We start from the raw sequence: 616 nt of genomic DNA, 5'->3' as shown, positions 1-616 counted from the left end.
GCTCTAAAAGGTCAAAATGTGGTAATTTTTTAACTAGTTTCCAGTGTGGCCAACCTTGTTCATCCAAGCCTTCTAATTCATAAAAACCTGAAAGGCTAAGCACTTTACAAATAGCAATGTGGAGCAGATCTTGTTTTTCTTCTTTACTAAAAGAATGGGCTCCTCTTCCTAATTCTTGCACTCCAATAAGAAAAAGAACTGCATTTAAATCTTTAGGACGCTTTCCAATGATTCCTTCAAGCTTTTTGGTTAGCCTGGTCCATTCTCTTTGAAGCTCTAAATCCTTTTTATACATTTTATTTCTCCAATTCTTCCCAATATTCCACCGCCCTTCTTAAATGGGGAATTACAATGGTCCCTCCAATCAAACTTGCAATAGAAAAAACTTCAAATATTTCCTCTTTGGTTAAACCAACTTCTTTACATTTTCCCAAGTGATATCGGATACAGTCATCGCATCTTAAAACCATAGAACAAGCCAACCCTAACATTTCTTTGGTTTTTACATCAATGGCTCCCTCTCGATATGCGTTAGTGTCCAAATTGAAAATTCTTTTGATTACTTTATTATCAGTCGCCAAAATCTTCTCATTCATCTTTTGGCGGTATTCATTGA

At 35.7% G+C, this 616-nt stretch carries 2 protein-coding genes; both read right to left on the bottom strand.

All coding sequences use genetic code 11. The annotated features are described in order from the left end of the window. Positions 1-295 (bottom strand): hypothetical protein (locus E1171_RS00340; protein ID WP_155203002.1); only part of this gene is annotated, 295 nt, incomplete at its 3' end. Position 296: 1 nt separating this feature from the next. Further along, a partial coding sequence (locus E1171_RS00335) for a carboxymuconolactone decarboxylase family protein (RefSeq protein WP_155203001.1) occupies positions 297-616 on the bottom strand: 320 nt, incomplete at its 5' end.

It is taken from the genome of Xanthovirga aplysinae, from assembly GCF_009711365.1.
Classification (GTDB): Bacteria; Bacteroidota; Bacteroidia; order Cytophagales; family Cyclobacteriaceae; genus Xanthovirga; species Xanthovirga aplysinae.
The sequence above is the reverse complement of the archived record's forward strand: the minus strand, read 5'-3'. Positions and strand labels throughout refer to the sequence as shown.